This is a genomic window from Alteromonas sp. 009811495 (assembly GCF_028865455.1).
GTDB lineage: Bacteria > Pseudomonadota > Gammaproteobacteria > Enterobacterales > Alteromonadaceae > Alteromonas.
Genome location: NZ_CP113972.1, coordinates 4,265,810 through 4,286,917 on the forward strand (window position 1 = coordinate 4,265,810; position 21,108 = coordinate 4,286,917).

Here is a 21,108-nt window from a genome sequence, read left to right on the forward strand (position 1 = left end):
TAGTTCACTGTCTACAGAAATAAGACTATTTTTTGAACGCCGATGTCAATCCACAAATACAGTCGTTTAGCTTATGGGTGAACGTCAGGGAGAGATAGCTTGTTAAATAAGTTTTCAAGGCCGTACTTGTCGAGTAAGGCTTGATAACGTCCGTCTTCGATGAATAGGCGTAAGGTAGTATTAAATGCTTCACGCAACGTTGGGTCTGGAATAGCTGCGCGGTATGGCGTAATTGGGAATAGCTCGTGAAAGACAGTTCCATCGTTGGCATACATGTCGTTACGCGCTTTTAAAAAATTGAAGATATTACGGTCCAACACAATGGCATCAACGCTTCCAAGCATCAACATGTTCACTTGCCTATCTTGTCGTGCCATCTCTATATATGTTGGTAAAGAAGATAACGCACCACCAAACTCCTCGCCTAACACCGCACTTGCCGTTTGAAAGGCAATAACACTTTTATCAGTAAGATCTTGAATTGAGGTGATAGCTAAATTGCGGTCAGCGCGTGTCACTGCAACATTTTGATAAACGATATAAAAGTCGGTTAGTAGCGTAGGGTCGACCTTGTGTGAATCATTGATGGTAAGCGCCACATCTACCGCATCGTCTTTTAACAAGCGCGCAGTTCTGCCAAAAGGAACATAAATTGGCGAAATGTCATGACCCATTTCAGCAAAAATGGCCCGTACCAAGTCAATTTCGAAACCGGAATGATCGGCGGACACCACGTATGGTGGCTTGTCCCATCCAACCACGACATCGAGTTCTTTGGCACAGCTTGTATGAATGCAAATAAGAAGGCTGGCAAAAAGAGAAAATAGGCGCATAAAAAAGGTAGATACTCAGAAGTAACATCAACGGCTAATTGTATAAGTTTACTTCAACATTTTACTAGTCGACAAAAGAATACATTTTTCGTGCACTGTATGTTTTGTCATTAAGAACCTATCATTAAAAACAGTAAATACCTTCGCTGTCGTTTTGTTTGTTCGCCGTGGGATGTACAATATGCATCAAACACTTTAGCAAATAAACACTATGGCTTGGCTACAACTACGAATTAATACTACGTCTGAAACTGCAGAAGCAATTGGCGATATGTTAACGGCTAACGGCTCACAGGCCGTGACCTACGTTGACGCAAAAGATACTCCAATGTACGAGCCCAAGCCTGGTGAAGTCATGTTATGGCCCGACACGCAAGTAGTTGGCCTGTTTGAAGCTGATGCTGATATGAAAGGCATTTTGGCACGCTTGGGTAAGGCCAAAGTTCTCGGTAAAGATTTTAAGTACAAATTAGAGCCACTGGAAGATAAAGACTGGGAACGTGAATGGATGGACAACTTTCATCCCATGCAGTTTGGCGAGCGTCTTTGGATTTGTCCGAGCTGGCGCGATGTACCAGACCCTACTGCGGTAAACGTCATGTTAGACCCGGGGCTTGCCTTTGGTACTGGCACACATCCAACCACCGCATTGTGCCTTCGCTGGTTAGATGGTATCGATATGACAGGTAAAACCGTTGTGGATTTTGGCTGCGGTTCGGGCATTTTGGCACTGGCAGCCCTTAAGTTGGGTGCAAAACGGGTTATTGGGATTGATATAGACCCACAAGCACTGCAAGCCACCGAAGAAAACGCCAGACGAAACGGTGTAGAAGACCGTTTAGATGTGTACCTACCTGAAAACCAACCTACACTTGAAGCCGATGTTGTCATGGCAAACATACTGTCAGGACCGCTTTTAGAGCTCCAAGATATCATTACCGGCTACTGCAAATCAGACGGCCTTTTAGTGTTGTCTGGTATCTTAGCTGAGCAAGTCGACAACATTGAGAAAGCATACTCACGAGATATTCGCCTTGAGCCAAGCGCAATTGATGGTGAATGGGCACGAGTATCGGGTTCAAAAATTTAAAATAAAAGCCAATAGCGCTTCGAAATTTGTTAATTTTTTTCACATTACAGCCCTTTTAAACAAAGGGCTGTAAGACTTTAGAAGAAAATTTAGCCAACAAATGTGCGTTAGCCCTTTAATGTGACAGTTTTTTTTCACTGTCAAGAGTACTAAGTAAAATTTTGTGCGATTTTTAGCCTTTTCAAGCCTTGTGAAAACGCGTACACTTAGCGCCCCGTTTTAGCCGGGTGTATATTTTCTGTGCAGTTTTAGTTGGCGAGCTATACGACAATCTATGCGACAAGCAATACGTATTGGACCTTACGAGTTAGATAACAATTTAATGTTGGCACCTATGGCAGGTGTGACCGATCGTCCATTTCGTCAATTGTGTAAGCGCTTAGGTGCAGGACTTGTGGTATCGGAAATGCTTTCGAGCAATCCAAAGGTGTGGAACACCGCTAAATCACAAGCGCGTATGAATCACGAAGGCGAAGAAGGTATTCGCTCTGTACAGATAGCTGGGGCCGATCCTGAGCTTATGGCGCAAGCAGCGCAATTTAATGTTGAGAATGGTGCACAAATCATCGATATCAACATGGGTTGTCCTGCTAAAAAGGTGAATAAGAAGCTAGCAGGTTCTGCACTGCTTCAATACCCAGATACAGTGGAAGCAATCATTAAAGCGGTAGTAAACGCGGTTGATGTACCTGTAACACTGAAAATTCGTACCGGCTGGAACCCAGAAAACCGCAATGGGGTTGATATTGCCCGCATTGCAGAGCAAAACGGCATACAGTCGCTAGCTGTTCATGGTAGAACGCGAGCTTGTATGTACAAAGGGGAAGCGGAATACGACACCATTCGCCAAATTAAGGCAGCAATTTCAATTCCGGTTATTGCTAATGGTGACATTACTTCTCCAGAAAAAGCACAAGAGGTGCTTAATTACACCGGGGCAGATGGTGTGATGATAGGCCGCGGCGCGCAAGGTAAACCTTGGATTTTTAATCAAATTCAACATTATCTTGAAACGGGCGAGAACCTAGCGCCACCGCCGTTGTCACAACAGTATGAAATTTTGCACGAGCATGTAACGAATGTGCAGGACTTCTACGGTGACATCTCTGGTGTGAGAATAGCCCGTAAGCACGTGGGCTGGTATCTCTCGGAGCATGATACGGATCGTCAGTTTCGTAAAACGTTTAACGCTATCGATGATGCAAGTGAGCAACTCGAAGCACTTAATGCATATTTTCAAGCGCTGCAGACACGAGAAACCCGACAGATTTCTCCCGCAGCATAGTGATGACTAACTTAAGAGCAACACAGTATTATGTTCGATCAAAACGTGACTTCACCTTTTACTACTACAGTAACTACGCCTTCACAAACGCAAGCTCAAAAGCCACTGCGTGACTCTGTAAAGCAAGCGGTTAACAAGTACCTTAAGCAATTGGACAACGCCAACATCGACAACCTGTACGAAATGGTACTGGCCGAAGTTGAAGCACCGCTGCTAGAAGAAGTCATGACTTACACACGCGGCAACCAAACCCGCGCTGCCATCATGATGGGCATCAACCGTGGCACACTTCGCAAGAAGCTTAAGCAATACGGCATGAACTAAGATTCCAAGGGCTTTGCCCACCAAAGAGCACCAATCGGTGCTCTTTTTGTTTCAACACTACAACTTTAGAAACTTATAATTTATGCAAACTCCAAAACCTATAAAACGTGCTCTCCTTAGTGTCTCTGACAAAACTGGTATCCTCGAATTCGCTCAAGCGCTGCATAACGCTGGAGTTGAACTTCTGTCGACGGGCGGTACTGCAAAACTGCTAGCTGATGCAGGCCTTCCGGTAAAAGAGGTGTCTGATCACACAGGTCACCCTGAAATTATGGCGGGTCGTGTTAAAACCCTTCATCCAAAAATTCACGGCGGTATTCTTGCTCGTCGCGGTGTGGACGAAGCGGTAATGGAAGAAAACGGCATTGCGCCAATTGATTTGGTTGTGGTTAACCTCTATCCATTTGCTGCAACCGTTGCCAACGAAGACTGCACACTTGAAGACGCCATTGAAAACATTGATATCGGCGGTCCTACGATGGTACGCGCAGCCGCGAAGAACCATAAAGACGTTACTATTGTGGTTAACGCCTCTGACTATTCTCGCGTACTAGCTGAAATGAACGATAACGACGGGTCGCTTACGTATAACACGCGTTTTGACCTAGCCATTAAGGCATTCGAACATACGGCTGAATACGATGGCATGATTGCGAACTACTTTGGTGCGCGTTTAGACAGCACAGGTTGTGAAGCAGATTGCGACCACCAGCACAGTGAGTTCCCACGTACGTACAACATGCAGCTAACTAAGAAGCAAGACCTTCGCTATGGCGAGAACAGCCACCAAGAAGCCGCGTTCTATGTTGAAAACAACATCCAAGAAGCGTCTGTGGCTACCGCTACCCAGCTACAAGGTAAAGAGTTGTCATTCAACAATATCGCCGATACCGATGCCGCCCTTGAATGTGTAAAAGAGTTCGACCAGCCTGCATGCGTTATTGTGAAGCACGCGAACCCTTGTGGTGTGGCTATTGGCGAAGACATTCTAAGTGCCTACGACCGCGCGTTTAAAACTGACCCAACCTCTGCATTTGGCGGCATTATCGCGTTTAACCGCGAGCTTGATGCGAAAACAGCACAAGCGATTGTTGACCGTCAATTCGTTGAAGTCATTATTGCACCAACGGTAAGCGATGCAGCGAAAGACGTAGTAAGTGCAAAGAAAAACGTACGTCTTCTAGCGTGTGGCGATTGGGCTGGTCAGCTAACTGAAGGCTATGACTTTAAGCGCGTAAACGGTGGCTTGCTAATACAAGAGCGCGACTTCGGTATGGTTGAAATGGAAGACCTAGAAGTGGTGACTAAGCGTAAGCCAAGCGAAGATGAACTGCGCGACCTTATGTTCTGCTGGAAGGTAGCAAAATACGTTAAGTCTAACGCGATTGTTTACTGCAAAGACGGCATGACGGTAGGTGTTGGTGCTGGCCAAATGAGCCGTGTATATTCTGCCAAAATTGCAGGCATCAAAGCGGCTGATGAGAACCTAGAAGTCGCAGGCTCTGTCATGGCGTCTGATGCTTTCTTCCCATTCCGTGACGGTATTGACGCTGCAGCAGAGGCGGGTATCAAAGCGGTCATTCAGCCTGGCGGTTCTATGCGTGACCAAGAAGTGATTGATGCAGCTGACGAACACGGTATTGCTATGGTGTTCACGGGAATGCGTCACTTCCGTCACTAAAACCTTTCGTCACTCAATGATGAAAACACTCGAGGTAGAGGGATAAATACGCCCTCTACCTCGGGCTACCTTAAGCGACAAAGCTACGAATTATTCTGTTGGGATGTCGGATGACTGTCATGGTTAACTGGTAGGCTTGATCTGTCTTACAGTACATTGTAGTAATACTGTTATCACAATTGACAATACCCTCGACAGAAAAGGAAATAATAATGAAGAAGTTAGCCCAATTAGTGTTAGCCGCAACGCTTGGTATGTCTGCTGGTTATGCCTCAGCAGACGCCATTTCAGACGCAGCGATGAGCGATGTACGTACTGCCAAAGCAAAAGCGCGTGACGAGTACCGCAACCCGCAGCAAACACTGCGTTTCTTCGGCTTACAGCCTGACATGACTGTGGTAGAGATTTCACCCGGTGGTGGCTGGTATGCTGATATCATTACTCAGGTAGTGAAGGATAACGGCAAATATGTGGCGGCTCACTTCTTCGTTGATGAATCAACTGGCGACTATTTCAAAAATGCGGTAATGAAGTTTGAGTCGCAAATGAAACCCGGTATGAAGTATGAAGGTGCAGAACTAACCGCGTTCGATCCAATTAAAGCACTGGACATTACCGAAGCCGGCAGCGCTGATATGGTGCTTACTTTCCGCAACGTGCATAACTGGTATATGCGTCATGGCGATGAAGGCATCGACAATGCATTTGGTGCTTTCTTTAAAGCGCTAAAGCCAGGCGGTGTGTTAGGTGTAGTTGAGCATGAACTACCGGAAAGCGCCGATGACGAAGCGATGAAAAAGAGCGGCTATATGAAGCGCTCTTACGTGATTGCAGCAGCAGAAAAAGCAGGCTTTAAGCTAGCAGAAAGCAGCGACGTAAATGCAAACCCGATGGATAATGCCAATCACCCTAAAGGTGTGTGGACATTGCCACCGCGTTTAGCACTAGACGACCAAGATCGTGAAAAGTATCTTGCCATTGGCGAGAGCAATAGAATGACACTTAAATTTGTAAAACCATAAACATATAACGGAACAGTTAATGAACGTACTTGTAATTGGCGGTGGTGGCCGCGAGCATGCGCTAGCGTATAAAGCAGCGCAGTCTTCTGATGTTTCAACTGTCTTTGTTGCACCGGGTAATGCTGGTACTGCAACAGAGCCAAAGCTAGAGAATGTGGCGATTGATGTTAATGACATTGCTGGCCTTGTGTCTTTTGCAAAAGGTAATGACGTTGAACTGACTATTGTTGGTCCAGAAGCACCGCTGGTTGCAGGTGTTGTTGACGCGTTCACGAATGAAGGACTAATGATTTTTGGGCCTACACAAGCGGCAGCACAGCTTGAAGGTTCAAAAGCGTTCACTAAAGACTTCTTGGCTCGCCACAACATTCCAACGGCAGAGTATCAAAACTTTACTGAAATTGACCCAGCCATTGCCTACGTGCGAGAAAAAGGCGCGCCTATCGTAGTCAAGGCAGACGGTCTAGCGGCGGGTAAAGGTGTTATTGTTGCAATGACACTTCAAGAAGCCGAAGACGCTATTCGCGACATGCTAGCAGGTAATGCGTTTGGCGAAGCAGGTAGCCGCGTTGTTATTGAAGAATTCTTAGACGGTGAAGAAGCCTCTTTCATCGTAATGGTAGACGGTAAAAACGTACTGCCTTTTGCCACCAGCCAAGATCACAAACGTGCAGCAGACGGCGATAAGGGCCCCAATACGGGCGGTATGGGCGCATACTCTCCGGCTCCGGTAGTCACGCCAGAGATTCACAACCGTATTATGGATGAAGTTATCATGCCAACGGTTAACGGCATGGCCTCTGAAGGTAACGATTACGTAGGTTTCTTATACGCAGGCTTGATGATTATGGCAGATGGCACGCCAAAAGTTATTGAGTATAACTGTCGTTTTGGCGACCCTGAAACACAACCTATCATGTTGCGTCTTCAGTCTGATTTGGTCCCACTTTGCCAAGCGGCGTGTAAAGGTGAACTAGCGGGCAAAACTATTGCATTTGACGACCGTGCAGCCGTTGGCGTTGTGCTTGCCGCTGGAGGCTATCCGGGCAGCTATGATAAAGGCGACGAAATTACTGGCTTTGACGCCGCTGCGAAGCTAGACGGTAAAGTATTCCATGCAGGTACTGCACTTCAAGACGGCAAAGTAGTCACCGCTGGCGGCCGTGTGTTATGTGCAACCGCATTGGGCAACAACGTCACCGAGGCCCAACAAAAAGCCTACGAATTACTGAAAACCATTCAGTTTAAAGACGTGTATTACCGCAATGACATTGCTTATCGTGCCATTGCACGTGAAGCTGATGCCTGAAACAAAGTAGCGTAACGTAACGTTTTATAAACGCACTTTGCTTACACAAAAAACGCGGCTTTTATGCCGCGTTTTTATTACCTGGCTAGTTTTTACTTGGCTAGAAGTGTTAGCTCTCCAAATACCGAGGCATCTTTGTAACCAAGGTTCTTATCGCCGTTGACAGGCGTAATCTCATGCGAACCCACGAAGTGCTCTCGGTCGCCACCATCTGCATCACAATAAGCCAACATAAAGCCCATCTTCATACCCGCTTTCAATGCTACTGGCGTGTTGACTTCACCGTACTGAAAATCATCACCGAACACACGAATGGCGGTTTCCCAGATGATATGGTGTGGCTTTTCAGCACTGCGTTTCCATACACTTTCTACGTGATCATTAAATAAACGTGGCTTAGATTCTTCACCTTTTGCCGGCCCAATATCCACCACCTGATTATCAAGCGCGACATGGTAGGCAAAAGCATTATAAGTATTGAGATGATCGCCACCAGAGCGGTCAGCATCAATGAAAATTTCTAAACAGTCATCATCCCAGTAGCGCTCTAGCGGGTCTGCATAGGTATCAGATAAATGGTCATCTTGAATTTCCGCCAACAGATACAGGGCGTTCTTATTCCACAATAGTTTATAACGCCCCGAAAAGTCATTTGAGGAAGGTGTTTCACCTATCATTACTGAGGTCATGTTGTACCATGGTGCCGTCTGCCATGCACTCTCATGCGCCACCCCATCAATAGTAGGTGCTTGTTGTGTATAGCCCGCCTCGTTGGCCTGCGCGCCGATGGCACATCCTAGAGCCACAACCGCGAGCATTTTTTTCAATGTCATTACGTTATCCTTTTGCCAAGTATCTGTTTTGGCTTGCTACCTAATTATTGGTAGAGTAATAAACACGTATCCATACGCCAAATTTTTTATGTCACTTCAGACCACTTGCTACAACATTCTTACCGCCTCCAGCGATGCCCGTGAACACAAGGCGATGAGCAAAGTCTTCGACTGGGTACTCATACTACTTGTACTTATTAATGTAGCAGCCATGATGCTGGAAACGGTTCCTCAAGTGGCAAACGTATGGTCCTATGAGCTACACCTTATCGAAATTGTATCCGTTATACTGTTTACCATTGAATACGCTTTACGGGTTTACAGTAGCGCTGCCGCGCCCGTGCATGGCAATACAGAGCTTGTACATAAAAGTGTGTGGAAAAGGCGTTGGCAGTATATGAAAAGCCCAATGGCCATCATCGATCTCATGGCCATACTGCCGTTTTATCTCAGTGTATTTATTGCTTTTGACTTGCGCATACTACGTGTCTTTAGGGTGTTGCGGATACTCAAAATTGGACGCTATTCGCGCTCTATGCAAACGCTGGTCACTGTTATTCGAAATGAATCCCATAGTTTGTTAGCCGCAATCAGCGTGCTGCTGCTATTCACCGTGATTGCCGCAACCTGTATTTATTATATTGAACATCATGCCCAGCCAGAGGTCTTTAGTAGCATACCCGCCTCGCTGTGGTGGGCGTTAGTAACGCTAACGACTGTAGGTTATGGTGACGCTGTGCCCGTTACTGCATTAGGTAAAATTTTTGGCGGCTTTATCACCATCATGGGCATTTGTTTTTATGCGCTTCCCGCTGGCATATTGTCTTCAAGCTACACATCGCAAATGCAGTTAAAACGCGATCGCTTTAAGGATACTGTTCGCACCGCTTTGGATGATGGCATGCTAAGTGCGCATGATATGCACCATATTGAGCGAGTTAGAGAGTTACTTGATCTCGACGAAGAAGAAGCGCATCTCATCATGCGATTGTTGCAGCATCATCATAAAGTCGCAGAAAATACTGGGTCAGATGAACCACATAGTAACCACCATGCCCCTTGATTCTTCACGCACATCAGCTTATAACTAGTAACTGTCATTTCTCAAAAGAACTCCTATGTCTGTCAAACACCCTATTATTGCTATAACAGGTTCTTCTGGTGCGGGTACCACTACCACGACCAATGCCATTAGACACATTTTTAGAAATTTAAGTGTGAATGCCGCTATTGTCGGTGGTGACAGTTTTCATCGCTTTACGCGTCCAGAAATGGAAGTTGAAATTCGCAAAGCGCAAGAACAAGGTAGGCATATTAGTTACTTTGGTCCTAAAGCCAATGATTTTGAGCTATTAGAAACGCTATTTCGTGAATATGGCAGCTCAGGCTCTGGTCAATTTAGACAGTACTTACACACATTTGATGAGGCTGTACCGTTTAACCAAATGCCGGGCACATTTACCCCATGGCAAGACCTACCGCAAAACACCGACTTACTGTTTTATGAAGGTCTACACGGCGGCGTAAAAACCGAAGAAAATGATGTCGCTAAGCATGTTGATCTTCTGGTAGGCATGGTGCCCATTGTAAATCTAGAGTGGATCCAAAAAATTGTGCGTGACACCACTGACCGCGGACACTCACGTGAAGCTGTTATGAGTAGCATTGTGCGTGGTTTGGATGACTATTTTCACTACATAACCCCGCAATTCTCGCGTACCCACGTTAATTTTCAGCGTGTACCTACCGTTGATACATCAAACCCATTCAGTGCGCGCGAAATACCTACACAGGATGAAAGTTTTGTCGTGGTGCGTTTTAGACGCGAAATGAAAAACGTCGACTACCCTTACCTGCTTAAAATGATTGATGGCGCCTTTATGTCACGCATTAATACGCTGGTCGTGCCGGGCGGAAAAATGGGTTTGGCAATGGAGCTGATATTAACCCCATTGCTTGAAGATATTCTTAATAAAAAGCGTCGCGCTGGTCATCAAATGGATTGGCTCAGCGCAGACCAATAAAGCACACTTGTCGCGCTAACTGCCACAAATACTAACAGCATGCTTCCCGAGGATGTGATAGCGAAAATTAGCGCCCGGTATAAATAAACTGGAACAGCGTAGGGTAGAGTTGTTGGTGAATTTTTTCGCGGTCAACGCCTTGCTTATCTCTGCACAATTCAATACCCATTGCTTTGAAGTTGTGCTGACATTTATCAATAAATACGAAATGTCCTGCACCATTTTCTAGTGTATATAAGGCTGCATTGGGAATTGTAGAAGCATAATATTGTGCATGGTTCGTGAAAGGTAAGAAGTCGTTTTGCTTGGCACCAATTATTAGCACCGGTATAGCAATGCTTGATAAGCTTGTTTCTGTTGTCATGGGGCCTGCAGCAGGATCCAACGCGATAACTTTGTTGATCCGAGTGTCTCGGTAATCGTCTTTTGCACCTTCTATTGATATTGTTTGATGCGAAGAATTTTTCACGTATTGACACCCTAAATCCCCGTCAGAACGTGATGAAGAGCAATATTTTACTCCTTGCTTAGGCGCGTATCTGCCACCTGCTAGAGTGATGACAGTTGAACCCCCTGAAGAAAAACCTATTGCTGTAATATTTTGCCAGTTAATCTTAAGGTTAAATAAATCGAGATTTACTTGGTCGTTGGTTCTATTGCTTTCAAGCAGGTCTACTGCAACTGATACTTCACTGGCCCGTTGCCATATCTTTGAAGCAACGTGAGGGTCGATTGTGTCTGTTCCATAGGCCCAAGATTCTCCAAAATGATTTATTCCGACTGTGACAAACCCTTGTGACGCAGTAGCATACCCAATCCAATTTAATTCTCGCGCTGACCCCATTGCTCCATGGGACAATAATATCGCCTGACTCTGTATTGTATTATCAGCTAAACAAACAGTGGCATTGCCACATTCCTCACCTGCGGGATACCAGAGAGAAATTTTAAGCGGCTGTTGTGTAGTTGGGTTTATGAAATCTATTTCTGTGTAGGATACCTTTGCCTTAGCGATAGCTGAGGCCGATAAAAATAGACAGAAAAGGATTAGAAATGTTTTCATCATTGTCGTTACTCACTAATAAAACCTGTGACTGTGAGGATAACCAGCGCGTGTAAGACGAACATGTGCCAAAAGTCATATTGAGTGTTTGTGAGTGCTTTTTATGTGGTGAGCTGATTTTCTTCCATACACCGTTTCTATAACAATATATTTACAACTGAAAGTCGCAATTGTTTGAAAGCTGAGTCAGTCTAAGGAAAACGAACCTGACAAATGGCAGCTTTATGACCACTATCACCAGTCAACAAATTTGGGTAAATCAACAGTCGCTTGACGATACCAAAGTAGTTAGTGTACCTCTTGATATAAATGCGCTTCAGCCTGACGAAGTGTTGCTAGAAACTGATAGCTTTGGCTTTTCTGCCAATAACATCACCTATGCCGCACTTGGTTTCAAAATGGGCTATTGGGGCTTTTTTCCCACTCAAGAAACTGGCTTCGGTATTGTTCCTGTGTGGGGGTTTGCAACAGTTAAAGCCTCGAACCACCCTGACGTTCACGTAGGTGAGAAAGTATTTGGTTACCTGCCTATGGCAAGCCACTGGGTAATTAAGGCTGGCAAAGTAGCGTCTCATGGCTTTTCAGACATTCTCGAACAACGCAAAAGTATCAGCCCTGTGTATGATCAATATCTTCGCTGTGCCAATGACCCCGGCTACAATCCGCAAAGAGAAGCATGGCAACTGAATTTTCGTCCCCTGTACATGACCTCGTTTGTGTTAGATGACTTTGTTGATGATGTATCGCAAGGTGAATCGTTGTTACTGTCCAGTGCCTCTAGTAAAACGGCTCTTGGAACCGCGCAGTTGTTGAAAGATCAGAAAGCGAACCGTGGCGCAACCTACCGTGTTGTAGGGCTGACTTCTGTGGGCAATGTTGACATGGTAAAGGCCACGGGTTGTTATGATGACGTAGTGAGCTATAACGACTTAGTAACGTTAGATAGCAATGACCGCTACTGGTTATTGGATTTTGCAGCCAATGGCACCTTGATTAATAACCTTACTGAGGTGTTAGGTGACAACCTAAGCAAGGTCACGCTTATTGGTGCAACCGACTGGCAAGCCTCAGAAAAACCTAACCCGAAGGCGTTAGATGCAGAGATATTTTTTGCGCCAGCGCGAGTAAAATTGCGTCAGGGAGAGTGGGGACACGAGTTGTTTCTCGCCAAATATGCGAAAGCGTGGCAAGGCTTTGCTCACAAAATTGATACCACCTTTTACGAGCATTCGTGTGCAGGCACTGACGCCATGGTGAAGCTCTATTTAGATACTTTAGCAGGAAAGGCCGATACAAAGGCGCTTAACGTGGTGACCTTTTAAGCCTTCGGTAGCTTTTACAAGCAGTTATTCCCTTATAACTGCTTGTTTTCCCACTATAGACACTATTTGTAACAATCACACCAGAGGTTTTACGTTTTGGTGCTTTTGTATTTCGCGCCTTGTGGTTATAGTGAAAGAAAAATAGCAATAAAGGTATGAGTATGGGTCAGGAAACCTCAAAAATTCTTGTCGTCGATGATGATATGCGTCTGCGTAGCTTATTAGAGCGCTATTTGCTTGAACAAGGTTATCAGGTACGCAGTGCAGCCAATGCGGAGCAAATGGACAGACTGCTAGAGCGCGAGAATTTTCATTTGATGGTGCTTGATCTTATGCTGCCTGGTGAAGACGGCTTGTCTATTTGCCGTCGTTTGCGCCAACAAGAAAATGACATGCCAATTATCATGCTAACCGCCAAAGGTGACGAAGTTGATCGTATCATTGGTCTTGAGATGGGCGCTGACGACTACCTACCGAAACCGTTTAACCCTCGCGAGTTATTAGCGCGCGCTAAAGCAGTATTGCGTCGCCGAAGCAGTGAAGCGCCGGGGGCACCGTCAAAAGACGTACAAATTATTGAGTTTGGTGATTATAAGCTTAATCTTGCAACGCGAGAAATGACCGCAGGCGACAAACCATTAACGCTCACCAGCGGTGAGTTTGCGGTACTAAAATCGCTAGTCACACACCCTAGAGAACCGCTATCTCGAGATAAACTGATGAACTTAGCACGTGGGCGTGATTACAGTGCACTAGAGCGAAGCATTGATGTGCAGGTGTCACGTCTTCGTAGAATGTTAGAAGCCGATCCCGCTAACCCGCGTTATATTCAAACGGTATGGGGATTGGGCTACGTTTTTGTGCCTGATGGCGAGCAAGTGTAAGTACTCGCAGCCTAACCATGAATAAATAACATGACCTTGTTGTGCAGCGCCATGCGGTGTAATACCTCGCACCGCAAAATAATAATAAAAGGTTTGCTATGCGCTTAATACCGAAAAGTGCGTTTGGACAAACCGTCATGCTAATAGGCGTGCTGCTGCTTATTAACCAAATTGTGTCTTATATCTCTGTTACCTACTATTTTATTCAGCCAAGTTACCAGCAAATTAACAGCTTACTGGCTACGCAAGTAAAGTCTGTTTTAGCGAATGACTTGCTGGTCACAAACCAAGAAACCCGTGACGAGTATTTTGAGAAAACCCGGGTATTAGTACTTGATGAAAGTGCCGCACGCCAAAATGGCTTAGAAAGTGCCGTTTACTATGGTTTTATGTCATCGCAGGTCAGCAAACAGTTAAACCAACTTGCTGATGTTCGCATTAGCACCACTACCCAAGCCAGTGACGATAGCGCGCCTTATATTGTATGGATCTCGCTAACGCGCTATCCAGAAACCTGGATTTCTATTCCTATTTCAGGTTTAAACGAAGCAAATATATCGCCACTTACCATGTACTTAATGGTTATCGGTATTCTAAGTGTTGCAGGCGGCTGGTTGTTTGTAAGGCGTATGACGCGTCCTTTGCAAGCACTCCAGAAAGCGGCTATTTCGGTAGGTAAAGGTGAACATCCCAAGCCCCTTCGCGAGCAAGGTAGTACTGAAATGATTCAGGTGACACGTGCATTTAACCGCATGAACCAAGGGATCAAACAGCTAGAAAACGACCGCAATATTATGACTGCGGGTATATCGCATGATTTACGCACACCACTAACGCGAATTCGATTAGCCTCAGAAATGTTGCCGGAAGACCAAGACTGGATAAAAGACGGCATTGTGAATGACATTGAAGATATGAACGCCATTATCGACCAATTCATTGATTATGCGCGTTATGACACTGAAGAAGTCACGCAAGAAACCGACCTTAATGCCATTATTGCCGAGCTTGTTCAAGCACGACATTTGGATGAAAAGCACCACATAGAGCTTAAACTCAATGCTATTCCACCGCTGCCTTTACGTCGTATAGCAATGAAGAGAGTGGTGGATAACCTGATTGAAAATGCCTTTAAATATGGCTCTGACGATATTGCCATTAGCAGCTTTTATAACCGCCATGAAAAGCGTGTGTATTGTAAAGTAAGAGACTTTGGCCCAGGCATTCCGCAAGAAGAGCTCGACAGTGTATTTATGCCATTTGCTCAGGGTGACAAAGCCAGAAACTCATCGGGCTCAGGACTAGGACTTGCCATCATAAGACGTATCATTGAGGCCCATGATGGAGAAGTTTCGCTGCGCAATCATCCACACCAAGGCTTGGTAGCAGAGTTCTATTTGCCTTACTCGCCTTTCAAGGACTAGCCGATACCTGCCCGCTACCTTATCGCGCCCTACGCCCGATGATACTTAATTTTTCGGCTATACCCGTAAGTCGCAAGCCATAAAATACAGCCCCCCAGAGGGATCACCCAAAACGCAGTGGTGAGCGACGCAAAATTTGCCCACAACCCTGTTGAAAAAGACGCCACCTGAACCCCTGTCGAGTTACCAATAATACAGATACCCGACAGCACAGGACCGTTGTCACTGTCGATATTCATTGCAGCAGAAAGTGCCAAAGGGAATAGCCCTCCAAGCCCCAACCCAAGCAGTAAATTACCTGCACCAATGCCGTACATACTCGGCATAAGCTTAAGTGCAAATACCCCTGCTAGAGACGCTGTTGCCATCAATAGCATCATGCGATGTACCGACACAAAACGCAGTAAAAACGGGAATACAAGGCGACTAATAACCATACCTGCGGTAAAGCAAGCCAATAAGTTACGTGACTGTTCGCCAGTAAAGCCCAACCCATTTTGCGCATAGCTTACAAACCAGTTAGCGTTACCAAATTCGACAGCACCATAGCCAAAGGTGAGAAGCGTTAAGAAAATAAATACTGGTTGTTTGATTATTACACCAAATGTCAGTGTCTTTTTCGCTGTTGTTGGCTGACCTTTTAACAGCTTTGCCTGGGAACGCGCGGCAATATAGGTGTAACACGATAACACCATCATCACTCCAGCTAATACCTGAATAGGCAAGCGCCAGCTTTCCTCCATCAAATACAACAACGTCACAAAGAACGACGCCGCAAACGTACCTAAGCTGAACATGAAGTCCATGAGTCCCATCATGGTAAAGCGCTTTTCAGCATACATGCGGGCAATTAGCGTATGACCTATGGTGAAAATAGTAGAGCTGACCACACCGATAAGCACAGCCAACACAAGAAACCATTGCCAAGACGTTAACAGCGACACCAAAACCAGCAGCAACGTATTCATACCAAATAAGCTGGCAAGCAAGGGCATATATTCAAAACGACTGGCATATTTACCGCCCAGTACAGCCCCAAACAGCATACCTACCGAAAAAAGCGAGAATAACGCACCACTGACCACTTCTGACATAGCAAGGTCTGTCGCGATATCGGGTAGCAAAATACCCCATAAGATAAATAATTTACCTATTAGGAAAAACCCAGCAAATATCACGATAGTGGCGGGAAGTCTGCTCATTAACGCTCCGAAAATGATGTTTATTAGTACGATCAGGTAAAAACAAAAAAGGGCGCTTCACGTGCGCCCTCTGCTGTCTAATGACACAAGATAAGCTTACAAGATTTTAATCTCTACAGGTTGCTGGTAGTCGCACGAAAATGCAAGTGAAAGCGTTTTCCCTTTTTCATTCCATTCACTTGATATTGCCTTCCCGTTCACCAGCACGTGTTGCGGTTTAGCCGTCACGCCGTGAATTACCCACGATAGCTCGCGGGTTTTAGGCATGCCAATATAGCTACCATCGCTGGCTATGTTGAGGGTAAGCTCACCGTCACGTGTTGTAGAAGCCGACAAAGCGATAGTGGTGAATAATCCTTTTTCCACCGTTTGTGGGTTTTTCCCATCATCTTCGTAAAGCTGATATTGCGCACGTTCAACCGACATATCATGGTAATAATGCAGCGTAAGCTTGCTGGCGTCGTAGTCTTCTGTACGCGACATGTTTTCACTCATCGGCACAAAGCTACCCGCTTTCACCCATACGGGGAACGTGGCGTCTGTTAGTGGATAGTTAACCACCTTACCTGCCTTATCACCGTGGTATTTAGTGTCTGAGAAAAAGTCAAACCAAACCCCTTCTGGCAAAGTCACTTTCCATTCACTTTGGTTAGGCTCTGTTACCACAGAAACCAAAAACGCGTCGCCCCACATGTAACTGCTAGCCTCTTCAAACCATCTGTCTTGGTCGAACGACAACGCAAGTGGGCGCATCAACGGTGTGCCATGCAATGCGTTTTCAAATGCGAGCGAATAGTTGTAGGGCAACATCGCGTAACGCAGCTTGATAAAGTCACGCGCAATAGATTTTACGGGGTCATCATGAAAAATAGGCTCAGGTGCAATGGCATCTTGGGCATGAGGCCTGAACACTGGCGAGAAAGTACCGAATTGCAGCCAGCGCGTGTAGAGTTCAGGGTCGAAGGTGTCGCCTCCTGCAAAACCGCCTAAGTCAGAATGCGTATAGGCAAGACCAAACACACTCATTTGTAATGCAAGTTCAACCTGTGGTTTAAGGCCGCCCCAACTGCGGCTTACATCGCCTGTCCACGGCACCATACCAAAGCGTTGACTACCTAGAAACCCTGAACGCATGAGTACAAAAGGACGTGTATTAGGTTGCAACGCCGTTAGGTTGTTGTATACGGTTTTTGCCCACTGGTGGCCATAGGCATTGTGCACTTCTGCTCCGCTGACTTTTGTGGATTGCCACATGTGCTGAATATCGTCAGGGTGAACTTCTGGCTCGCCAAGATCGCCCCACCAGCCTGCAACGCCCTGTGCAGCTAGCTTTTCATAGAACGACCAAAACCAGTTTTGTCCCTTTTCGCTGAAAACGTCAACCAACCCTGTATTGCCGAAGTAAAAATCGAACGTGTAAGGCGAGCCATCTTCTTTCGCAGCAAGTGCATCGGCCGCAACAGCACTTTCCCATTGTTTAGAGGTAGTGAGTATAAACGGCTCAGTAATCAGCACCGTTTTAACGTCTTGCTCACGAAGACTCGCTATCATGGTTTCAGGTGCCGGAAACGCCTCAGTGTCCCAGCTTAAATTGCCCATATGCCCTTTTACATCTTTACCAAACCAATAAAGATCTAGTACGACGGCGTCTACAGGAATATCTTGCTGATTGAACTGGTCGACAACATCCATGACCTGCTGCTGAGACTTATAACCAAAGCGAGACGCAAAGTTTCCTAACAGCCAACGCGGTGGAAGCGGCTGCTTTCCCGTTACTGCTACGGTAGACGTTACCGTATCTTCTAGGCTTTCACCCAATACCATGATGTAGCTAGCGCGGCCGCCTTGCGCCTTAAACAGCAACTCATCGCTGTTAGTTTTGCCAATATCTAGCTCGCCAGACGCGGTGTTATCAAACAGTACGCTGTAATGTTTTGACGACATAACGGCAGACAAACCATAGTACATTTGGTTTGACGATGTGGTGTAGCCATAGTGTGCTTTGTTATATAGTGGCATGCTATGACCACGACGATCCATACCTAAAACCCGCTGGCCGCCACCATAAAGTTTCTCGTTTTCATCTAGCGCAAACGATAAGTTTACACCGCTGTCAGACACCGAAAGGCCGTTGCGCTCTTGGGCTACAACCTTGCCATTCACCGTATAGCTAATTACGTGGGTACGTTTATCGACTTGCGCGGCAACATCGCCATAGCTAAACGTTACTGTGGTCGTATTTTCTTCAAGCACAACATTGCTAGGCGCAGCGTCAGAAAAGCCTTTTTGCGTTGTTAACTCTGGCAATGCCATTGAAGGCAGGTTTGTGTAGGCAGCGCCAGTGTCATCTGTCAAAAAGGTAACCTGAAAGCTATTGTTACCCAACGCAGAGATAGTGAAGTCGTTAGTATCAGTATCGAGCTTAAGTGTTGTGCCGTTTAAACTGACCTGTTGTACCTCTGCCAATGCACTGACAGAGCCAAGCGCTAGTGCGATAGAGGTGATAAGAATGCCCGATGCGCGCGCGTGCCGTTTCTTCATGCTAAAACCTTCCTGTCTGCTTCAGCACTGGGCAAACACGACCACACACTGAAAACCTATTTATGAACAATAAATAATAACCAGCGGGTGCAGCGACTTAAATAAACATACGTATTCATAATGTTAAATTTGTTAATTTTTGCACAAAAAAAGCCCGCAACACGGTGCGGGCTAAAACATCGATCACGTTGAGCGTGATGAACGTTGGGAAGGGGCAGAACCGATTAACTAGTTACCCGGTCCAGCTTTAACGATAGCTTCGCTAACGTCGTATTTTTCAAAATTTTGCTTAAAGTCGTTAACTAAGTTAGCGGCATATTCTTCGTATTTCGCTTTATCAGCCCACGTGTTTTGAGGTACGAGTAAGTTGCTATCAACCCCTTCAACAGCCACAGGTACATCAAGGTTCAATGCGTCAATATGCTGTGTTTCTACGTCAGCTAAATTGCCAGAAACAATCGCGTCGATAATAGCGCGTGTGGTAGGGATATCGAAACGGCTGCCGGTGCCGTAAGGACCGCCAGTCCAGCCAGTATTAACCAAATACACTTTTGCTCCAAAGGCTTTAACGCGCTTGATCAGTAGCTCAGCGTACACACCAGCAGGGCGAGGGAAGAACGGTGCACCAAAACATGTTGAGAAGGTAGACTCGATATCGCTGGTTGATCCGATTTCCGTAGAACCTACTTTAGCGGTATAACCGCTTAGGAAATGATAAGCAGCCGCTTCTTCGCTAAGTACAGACACAGGAGGAAGTACACCACTTACATCACAGGTAAGAAATACGACAGAGCGAGGTTCGCCACCGCGGTTTTCGGCTACGCGCTTTTCAATGTGCTCAAGCGGGTATGCGGCACGTGAATTTTGCGTAAGGCTGGTATCTGTGTAGTCAGGCGTGCGCGTGTCATCAAGTACTACGTTTTCCAAGATAGTACCGAATTTAATCGCATTCCAAATTACGGGCTCATTTTTCTGCGACAGGTCGATACACTTAGCGTAACAGCCACCTTCAATGTTAAACACACTACCAGGTGCCCAACCGTGTTCGTCATCGCCAATTAAGAAACGCTTTGGATCAGCTGACAAGGTCGTTTTACCTGTACCAGACAAACCAAAAAATAGGGTTACATCACCTTCTTCACCCACGTTAGCAGAGCAGTGCATTGGCAATACGTCTTTTGCTGGTAGTAGGAAGTTTTGTACCGAGAACATGGCCTTTTTCATTTCACCCGCGTAGCGCATACCCGCAATAAGAACACGCTTTTTGGCAAAGTTAATAATGACCGTACCGTCACTGTTTGTACCGTCGCGCTCTGGCTCACAGGTAAAACCTGGTACGTTAAGAATTTGCCAAGGTTGGTCGCCTTTTACATTCCACGTTTCAGGAATAATAAATAGGTTGCGCGCAAACACGTGCTGCCATGCAGTTTGCGTTCTTACTTCTAGCGAAAGCGCATGCTCTGGGTCTGAGCCTACTTGAAGGTGTGATAGAAAGTGTTCTTGAGTTGAAAGATACGCCTCAACGCGATCCCACAGGGCGTCAAATTTATCTGCATCGAAGGGCTTGTTTACCTTACCCCAATCAATATCGTTTTCTGTTGTGGCTTCTTTAACAATGAATCGGTCGTTTGGTGAACGGCCGGTACGCTTACCTGTTTCAACAACAAGTGCACCGTTTTTGTCTAGTACGCCTTCACCACGCTTTACTGCGCGTTCGATAAGCTCTGCATTAGACAGGTCAGTGAGAGGAGTTACTTTCAGATCCGTTTGAAGTGAGGCTGCTGCAGTCATGACTGTTACCCTATATGTAATTTTTCAAAAGCACTTTCAAAAAAGTATCACCTCAACGAGTGTAAAGTAAACAAGGGGTAAGGCGCATTTTAAAATCACATAGTCAATATTTAGCAGACTTAACTTTCATAAATATTGTAATTTAATTACAAGGAAAGGGTTTTCCTTGCATATAAATTCAAATTTTTTCACTAATGACGTGATATTGATCGATAGATTTCACAACAAAAAAAGTTGTAAGCATTATTGATTTTTTTCAAAGGTACATTCAGTTAGCGATCAATCAGGACGACAGGAGGTTAGAAAAGCTTACTAGTGTTCAAAAGTTGACCACATGTGAAGTGTAAAAAACGTTTGAAGTGAGAAGCGCTAAAAAGAGGAGGAGAAAGGAAACACTGCAAGCATAGGCTTGCAATGTCTCACAATGTTGATGTCAGTTTTTACTGATTTGCGTTGCCAGTCACTAACGCACTAGCAATA

General features: G+C 45.6%; 17 protein-coding genes. 11 read left to right on the forward strand and 6 right to left on the reverse strand.

The features are described 5' to 3' along the window. Positions 1 to 71: 71 nt before the first annotated feature. Entirely contained in the window at positions 72 to 833 is a 762-nt protein-coding gene (locus OZ660_RS19065; protein WP_274742043.1) for a substrate-binding periplasmic protein, read from the reverse strand. Between the two features lie 211 nt (positions 834 to 1,044). Here OZ660_RS19065 and prmA point away from each other — a divergent pair, with 211 nt between their 5' ends. The 6 genes from prmA to purD all read left to right on the forward strand — a co-directional run bounded on the left by prmA (position 1,045) and on the right by purD (position 7,544). Beyond that, on the forward strand, positions 1,045 to 1,923 hold the full coding sequence (gene prmA / locus OZ660_RS19070; protein ID WP_274742044.1) for a 50S ribosomal protein L11 methyltransferase: 879 nt from the start codon (positions 1,045 to 1,047) through the stop codon (positions 1,921 to 1,923). A gap of 286 nt (positions 1,924 to 2,209) precedes the next feature. Continuing rightward, a complete protein-coding gene (dusB, locus tag OZ660_RS19075; protein WP_159625640.1) occupies positions 2,210 to 3,208 on the forward strand; it encodes a tRNA dihydrouridine synthase DusB in 999 nt (332 codons plus the stop codon). A 30-nt stretch (positions 3,209 to 3,238) separates the two neighbouring features. Next, a complete protein-coding gene (gene fis, locus OZ660_RS19080) occupies positions 3,239 to 3,532 on the forward strand; it encodes a DNA-binding transcriptional regulator Fis (RefSeq protein ID WP_012520109.1) in 294 nt (97 codons plus the stop codon). Positions 3,533 to 3,614: 82 nt separating this feature from the next. Further along, a complete protein-coding gene (gene purH, locus OZ660_RS19085) occupies positions 3,615 to 5,213 on the forward strand; it encodes a bifunctional phosphoribosylaminoimidazolecarboxamide formyltransferase/IMP cyclohydrolase (protein WP_274742045.1) in 1,599 nt (532 codons plus the stop codon). Positions 5,214 to 5,425: 212 nt separating this feature from the next. Next, the gene (locus tag OZ660_RS19090; RefSeq protein ID WP_274742046.1) at positions 5,426 to 6,235 is read left to right on the forward strand and encodes a class I SAM-dependent methyltransferase; all 810 of its coding nucleotides are present in this window, start codon (positions 5,426 to 5,428) and stop codon (positions 6,233 to 6,235) included. Between the two features lie 19 nt (positions 6,236 to 6,254). Continuing rightward, a complete protein-coding gene (gene purD, locus OZ660_RS19095; RefSeq protein ID WP_274742047.1) occupies positions 6,255 to 7,544 on the forward strand; it encodes a phosphoribosylamine--glycine ligase in 1,290 nt (429 codons plus the stop codon). A 92-nt stretch (positions 7,545 to 7,636) separates the two neighbouring features. Here purD and OZ660_RS19100 read toward each other — a convergent pair whose 3' ends face one another. Continuing rightward, positions 7,637 to 8,377: a CBM9 family sugar-binding protein gene (locus tag OZ660_RS19100; RefSeq protein WP_274742048.1), complete on the reverse strand. Its 741-nt coding sequence runs from the start codon at positions 8,375 to 8,377 to the stop codon at positions 7,637 to 7,639. Positions 8,378 to 8,465: 88 nt separating this feature from the next. Between OZ660_RS19100 and OZ660_RS19105 the strand changes: the two genes are divergently transcribed. Then, entirely contained in the window at positions 8,466 to 9,440 is a 975-nt protein-coding gene (locus OZ660_RS19105; RefSeq protein ID WP_274742049.1) for an ion transporter, read from the forward strand. Positions 9,441 to 9,495: 55 nt separating this feature from the next. Further along, on the forward strand, positions 9,496 to 10,401 hold the full coding sequence (locus OZ660_RS19110) for a phosphoribulokinase (RefSeq protein ID WP_202262902.1): 906 nt from the start codon (positions 9,496 to 9,498) through the stop codon (positions 10,399 to 10,401). A gap of 67 nt (positions 10,402 to 10,468) precedes the next feature. Here the strand turns inward: OZ660_RS19110 and OZ660_RS19115 are convergent, their stop codons facing one another. Beyond that, complete coding sequence (locus OZ660_RS19115) at positions 10,469 to 11,467, reverse strand: alpha/beta hydrolase family protein (protein WP_274742050.1); 999 nt, start codon at positions 11,465 to 11,467, stop codon at positions 10,469 to 10,471. A 221-nt stretch (positions 11,468 to 11,688) separates the two neighbouring features. Between OZ660_RS19115 and OZ660_RS19120 the strand changes: the two genes are divergently transcribed. The 3 genes from OZ660_RS19120 (at position 11,689) to envZ (ending at position 15,094) form a co-directional block, all read left to right on the forward strand. Beyond that, a complete protein-coding gene (locus OZ660_RS19120; protein ID WP_274742051.1) occupies positions 11,689 to 12,786 on the forward strand; it encodes a DUF2855 family protein in 1,098 nt (365 codons plus the stop codon). 161 nt (positions 12,787 to 12,947) lie between these two features. Next, a complete protein-coding gene (gene ompR, locus OZ660_RS19125) occupies positions 12,948 to 13,670 on the forward strand; it encodes an osmolarity response regulator transcription factor OmpR (RefSeq protein WP_226431811.1) in 723 nt (240 codons plus the stop codon). 98 nt (positions 13,671 to 13,768) lie between these two features. After that, entirely contained in the window at positions 13,769 to 15,094 is a 1,326-nt protein-coding gene (gene envZ, locus OZ660_RS19130) for a two-component system sensor histidine kinase EnvZ (RefSeq protein ID WP_159625595.1), read from the forward strand. Positions 15,095 to 15,123: 29 nt separating this feature from the next. Here the strand turns inward: envZ and OZ660_RS19135 are convergent, their stop codons facing one another. The 3 genes from OZ660_RS19135 to OZ660_RS19145 all read right to left on the reverse strand — a co-directional run bounded on the left by OZ660_RS19135 (position 15,124) and on the right by OZ660_RS19145 (position 20,628). Next, a complete protein-coding gene (locus OZ660_RS19135; protein WP_159625594.1) occupies positions 15,124 to 16,296 on the reverse strand; it encodes an MFS transporter in 1,173 nt (390 codons plus the stop codon). A 96-nt stretch (positions 16,297 to 16,392) separates the two neighbouring features. Then, positions 16,393 to 18,837, reverse strand: coding sequence for a TIM-barrel domain-containing protein (locus OZ660_RS19140; RefSeq protein ID WP_274742052.1), 2,445 nt, complete (start codon positions 18,835 to 18,837; stop codon positions 16,393 to 16,395). Positions 18,838 to 19,065: 228 nt separating this feature from the next. Further along, on the reverse strand, positions 19,066 to 20,628 hold the full coding sequence (locus OZ660_RS19145) for a phosphoenolpyruvate carboxykinase (RefSeq protein WP_274742053.1): 1,563 nt from the start codon (positions 20,626 to 20,628) through the stop codon (positions 19,066 to 19,068). Positions 20,629 to 21,108: the final 480 nt, after the last annotated feature.

Bases quoted from the DNA above. Each gene is read 5' to 3' on its own strand.
- OZ660_RS19065 (WP_274742043.1), bottom strand. From the start codon at position 833: ATGCGCCTATTTTCTCTTTTTGCCAGCCTTCTTATTTGCATTCATACA.
- prmA (WP_274742044.1), top strand. From the start codon at position 1,045: ATGGCTTGGCTACAACTACGAATTAATACTACGTCTGAAACTGCAGAA.
- fis (WP_012520109.1), top strand. From the start codon at position 3,239: ATGTTCGATCAAAACGTGACTTCACCTTTTACTACTACAGTAACTACG.
- purH (WP_274742045.1), top strand. From the start codon at position 3,615: ATGCAAACTCCAAAACCTATAAAACGTGCTCTCCTTAGTGTCTCTGAC.
- OZ660_RS19090 (WP_274742046.1), top strand. From the start codon at position 5,426: ATGAAGAAGTTAGCCCAATTAGTGTTAGCCGCAACGCTTGGTATGTCT.
- purD (WP_274742047.1), top strand. From the start codon at position 6,255: ATGAACGTACTTGTAATTGGCGGTGGTGGCCGCGAGCATGCGCTAGCG.
- OZ660_RS19100 (WP_274742048.1), bottom strand. From the start codon at position 8,377: ATGACATTGAAAAAAATGCTCGCGGTTGTGGCTCTAGGATGTGCCATC.
- OZ660_RS19105 (WP_274742049.1), top strand. From the start codon at position 8,466: ATGTCACTTCAGACCACTTGCTACAACATTCTTACCGCCTCCAGCGAT.
- OZ660_RS19110 (WP_202262902.1), top strand. From the start codon at position 9,496: ATGTCTGTCAAACACCCTATTATTGCTATAACAGGTTCTTCTGGTGCG.
- OZ660_RS19115 (WP_274742050.1), bottom strand. From the start codon at position 11,467: ATGATGAAAACATTTCTAATCCTTTTCTGTCTATTTTTATCGGCCTCA.
- OZ660_RS19120 (WP_274742051.1), top strand. From the start codon at position 11,689: ATGACCACTATCACCAGTCAACAAATTTGGGTAAATCAACAGTCGCTT.
- ompR (WP_226431811.1), top strand. From the start codon at position 12,948: ATGGGTCAGGAAACCTCAAAAATTCTTGTCGTCGATGATGATATGCGT.
- envZ (WP_159625595.1), top strand. From the start codon at position 13,769: ATGCGCTTAATACCGAAAAGTGCGTTTGGACAAACCGTCATGCTAATA.
- OZ660_RS19135 (WP_159625594.1), bottom strand. From the start codon at position 16,296: ATGAGCAGACTTCCCGCCACTATCGTGATATTTGCTGGGTTTTTCCTA.
- OZ660_RS19140 (WP_274742052.1), bottom strand. From the start codon at position 18,837: ATGAAGAAACGGCACGCGCGCGCATCGGGCATTCTTATCACCTCTATC.
- OZ660_RS19145 (WP_274742053.1), bottom strand. From the start codon at position 20,628: ATGACTGCAGCAGCCTCACTTCAAACGGATCTGAAAGTAACTCCTCTC.